At 53.7% G+C, this 4024-nt stretch carries 2 protein-coding genes and 2 pseudogenes; all 4 read left to right on the top strand.

The features are described 5' to 3' along the window. The coding region (locus tag Q0L39_RS11095; protein WP_296629193.1) for a molybdopterin cofactor-binding domain-containing protein at nucleotides 1–1931 on the top strand (1931 nt) is incomplete at its 5' end. A 10-nt stretch (nucleotides 1932–1941) separates the two neighbouring features. Then, nucleotides 1942–2820: a xanthine dehydrogenase family protein subunit M gene (locus Q0L39_RS11090; protein ID WP_296629191.1), complete on the top strand. Its 879-nt coding sequence runs from the start codon at nucleotides 1942–1944 to the stop codon at nucleotides 2818–2820. Nucleotides 2821–2823: 3 nt separating this feature from the next. Next, nucleotides 2824–3323 (top strand): annotated as a pseudogene (locus Q0L39_RS11085) ((2Fe-2S)-binding protein). 20 nt (nucleotides 3324–3343) lie between these two features. Next, a pseudogene (locus tag Q0L39_RS11080) lies at nucleotides 3344–4024 on the top strand (hypothetical protein); the annotation flags it as partial.

Below are 4024 nucleotides of genomic sequence, written 5' to 3'. Positions count from 1 at the left end.
AGCTGCCAGGCGTATACACCATTGATGATGCGCTGAAAGAGGATGCACCGCAGATACATGAGGAGTACCCGGGCAATATCTTTACTCCATCGGTCTACCACATCCGAAAAGGAGATGTGGAGAAAGCCATGGAGCAGGCGGATGTCGTGCTGGAGAGAGAGTACCGCACCCAGTTCATCGAACATTCCTATATCGAACCGGAGGCAGTGGTTGCCTACATCCATCCGACCGACCACATCATGACGGTACATGCCTCGGCACAGAATCCATTTTTCACCCGCCGCTACATCGCAGATGCCATCGGCGCGCCGCTCAACAAGGTTCGCATCATCCAGGAAACCCTGGGCGGAACCTTCGGCGGCAAGGAAGAAGGCGTGGGACTGGCGACCGGCAGAGCAGCCTATCTGGCAGAACTGACCAAAAAACCGGTGAAATACGTTTTCAGCAGGGAGGATTCCTTCCTGGAAAGCTCCAAGCGCCATCCGTTCCGTCTGCGCTATAAAGCCGGTGTGACCAAAGAAGGAAAAATCATCGCTTTCTGGGGCGAGCAGGTGGACAACTCGGGCGCATACAACTACCAGACCCAGTTTATGAACTGGAGAGCCAATGTACATTCCGCAGGTCCATACGAGATCGAAAATATTCACACCGACACCTTTGGTGTGTTCACCAACAATATCCACGGCGGTGCAATGAGAGGATACAGCTCTCCTTCGCTGATCTTTGGACAGGAACAGTTTATCGACGAGCTGGCAGAAGCCATCGGCATGGACAACGTGCAGTTCCGCAAGATCAACTGCCTGAAGGACGGAAGCAAGACGGCAACCGGTCAGCAGGTGGACAATGTTATCCTGGAGGAGATTCTGGACTACACCACCAAACAGACCGACTATCAGGCAAAGAGAGATGCCTATAAAAATCAGACCTCCAAAACCATCCGCAAGGGAATCGGCCTGTCCATCTGTTACCGCGGCTGCGGCCTTGGTGCAGAATCTCCCGATGCTGCCGGATGTATGATTATCATCAACGAGGACGGAAGCGCCACCATCAACTCCGGCCTTGCAGAAAACGGACAGGGACTCAAAACAGCCTACGCACAGATCGCCTCGGAGGCACTGGGCATCCGTTTTGAGGACATCTATTTCTATGGAACCGACTCCGCTTCCATTCCGGACTGCGGCATGACCGTTGCCTCCCGTGGTACCGTCATGGGTTCGCAGTCGGTGCGCAAAACCGGATGGAAGCTGAAAGAAATCATGATTAAAAATGCGCTGGAACTGGGAATGTTCCAGAAGAAGGATGCCACCGTGGACGAGGTAGAGATGAAGGACAGCGTGCTCTACCTCAAGCAGGATCCAAGCGACAGCGTACAGCTGAAAGATCTGGCCAATGCCTGCCTGTGGTCCGGCAAGCAGATGTCCGCCTTTGAGTGGTTTGTTCCAGGTCCGCTGGTACAGGATCATCACACCGGTCAGGGCAAGGCCTTCCCGACCTATGCATACGGTTGTGTAATCGCAGAGATCGAAGTGGATATGCGCACCGGCTATGTCGATGTCAAGAAGGTAACCGCCAGCCACGACGTCGGCACCGCCATCAATCCGGCGCTGATTCGCGGCCAGATCTACGGCGGCATCGCCATGGGACAGGGATATGCTGTGATGGAGGACGTTGCACCGGTGAAGGGAAAGGTCAAGAACAGGAACTTTGACTCCTATATCATCCCGACCGCAATGGATATACCGCAGATGCAGATCAACATCTTTGAGCGCAACGATGAAAACGGAACCTATGGCTCCAAGAGCATCGGCGAACCTGCGACCGAGGCAGTGGGCGCAGCAATCGCCAACGCAGTCTACAATGCAACCGGACGCAGCGTTCGGGAAAATCCGGCAGATCTGGAAACTGTCCTGCTGGGCAAAAAACTTCACTAAGGAGGAGCTTATGTTTCACTTTGATTATTTTCGAGCCAATCATATCGAGGAGGTATGTTCGTTCCTCCAGCAGCATGGCGACAAAAGCCGTATTCTGGCAGGCGGAACCGATCTGATGGTGCAGATCCACGAAAAAGACCCAAAATGGGCACAGCTGGAGTGGGTTGTGGATATTTCCGCTCTGCAAAAGGAACTGCGCTATGTCCGTGAAGAAGAAACGGAAGTTCACATCGGTGCACTGAGCACCCATACCGACCTGGAAACCTCTCCGGTCATCCAGGAGTATTTTCCACTGCTGTCCGCGGCCTGCGCCAGCGTAGGCTCTCCGCAGATCCGCAACATGGGCACCATCGGCGGCAGCATCTGCAATGCTTCTCCGGCAGCAGACCCGCTGACTCCACTGATTGCCTGCGATGCTTCGATTGTACTGCAGGGTGTCGATGGCAGACGCACCCTGCTGCTGAGCGATTTCTACCTTGGAAAAGGTCAGGTGGATCTGCAGCCAGGCGAGTTTGTGGTGGAATTTGTTGTTCCAAAGCTGCCATGCAAGGCTGTCACCCGTTTTGAAAAGCTGGGCAGAAGAAAAGCACTGGCAATCTCCCGACTCAATGCAGCGGTCGTCTTGAAATACAACGAACAAAAACAGATCGAGTTTGCCCGTGTGGTTGCCGGCTGTATCTTTACAAAGCCAAAACGGCTGACCGAGATGGAAAACCTCCTTGTAGGAAAAACCATCTCCCGAGAGCTGTTTGAACAGGCAGGCAAGGCGGTTTCGGAGGAAATGATCCGCGTCACCGGTTATCGCTGGTCGACCGAATATAAACAGCCTGCACTGGAAGGATTGATGGAACGCGCCCTGTTGACAGCGGCAGAAATGGAGTTGGAATAAATTATGGAGAAAATCACCGTTCATTTTACACTGAATGAAGAACCGGTCAGCGTCACTGTAAATCCAAAACTGTAAATCCAAACATGCGCCTGATCGACGTGCTGCGCGACGAACTGCATCTTACAGGAACCAAGGAAGGATGCAGCGTCGGCGAGTGCGGCGCCTGCACCGTCATCATTGACGGAAATGCCGTCACCTCCTGCCTGACCCTGATCGGCAGCGTGGAGGGCAGAGAGGTCACCACCATCGAAGGAATCGGAAAAAATGGGGAGCTCGATCCAATCCAGCAGGCCATCCTGAAAAATCATGCGCTCCAGTGCGGCTTCTGCACACCAGGTTTTATCATGAGCGCCAAAGCGGTTATAAACAAAAACCTGGATCTTTCGAAGGCGGAGATTCGCCGCGCCATCTCGGGCAACCTGTGCAGATGCACCGGCTATGAGCAGCTGGTGGACGCCATCTATGAGGCAGCACAGGAAATGAAAGCGATGAAGAAGAACTAGAAAAACGGGAGGATACAGAGATGTTTGAAAAAGAAAAGCTGCAGGGAGCAGATATTGGGATTGAATTTTGTGGTTATCATTTACAGAGCCCGTTCATTCTGTCGTCCGGTCCATTGACCTACGGCGCAGAAGGAATGATTAAAGGTCACAAGGCTGGCTGTGGTGCGGTTGTTACCAAGACCATCCGCCGCAGTGCAGCAATCAATCCGGTGCACCACATGGGAAGCGTCAACAAGGATTCGCTCATCAACTGCGAAAAATGGGCAGACAGCGACCGTGAACAGTGGTACACCAAGGAGATTCCAGAGGCAGTCAAAGCGGGCGCAATCGTCATTGCCAGCGTCGGTCACACCCTGGGCGAAGCAATGGAAATCGTCGAGGAGGTCGAAAAGGCCGGCGCTCACATGATCGAGCTGGTATCCTATACCGAGGACACTCTGCTCCCGATGCTCGACTACACCAAGGCACACGTCAAAATTCCGGTTATCTGCAAGCTCAGCGGAAACTGGCCGGACCCAGTGGGAACCGCAGCAAAATGCATCGAGCACGGTGCAGACGGCCTGTGTGCAATCGACTCGATCGGTCCGACACTGAAGATTGACATTGAACATGCCTGCCCTGAGATGATGAGCGAGGACGGCTGCGGCTGGATGACCGGCGTTGCAATGCGTCCGATCTCGATGCGCATCAACGCTGAAATC

It is taken from the genome of uncultured Negativibacillus sp., from assembly GCF_944388365.1.
GTDB lineage: Bacteria > Bacillota > Clostridia > Oscillospirales > Ruminococcaceae > Negativibacillus.
This window is presented reverse-complemented; position numbering and strand designations above follow the sequence as displayed.

Bases quoted from the DNA above. Each gene is read 5' to 3' on its own strand.
- Q0L39_RS11090 (WP_296629191.1), top strand. From the start codon at position 1,942: ATGTTTCACTTTGATTATTTTCGAGCCAATCATATCGAGGAGGTATGT.